1 protein-coding gene is annotated in these 215 nt (G+C 68.4%); it reads left to right on the top strand.

What is annotated here, in order from left to right; translation table 11 throughout:
* The coding region (locus STRAU_RS34715) for a polyketide synthase (RefSeq protein ID WP_037663917.1) at positions 1-215 on the top strand (215 nt) is incomplete at both ends.

Below are 215 nucleotides of genomic sequence, written 5' to 3'. Positions count from 1 at the left end.
ACGGGCACCACGCTCGGCGATCCGATCGAGGCGCAGGCGCTGCTGGCCACGTACGGGCAGGGGCGGTCGGTGGATCGGCCGTTGTGGCTGGGGTCCATCAAGTCGAACATCGGGCACACGCAAGCGGCTGCTGGTGTGGCCGGTGTGATCAAGATGGTGATGGCGATGCGGGAGGGTGTGCTTCCGCGGACGCTGCACGTGGACGAGCCGAGCTC

The sequence above is a fragment of the Streptomyces aurantiacus JA 4570 genome (assembly GCF_000414115.1).
GTDB lineage: Bacteria > Actinomycetota > Actinomycetes > Streptomycetales > Streptomycetaceae > Streptomyces > Streptomyces aurantiacus_A.
This window is presented reverse-complemented; position numbering and strand designations above follow the sequence as displayed.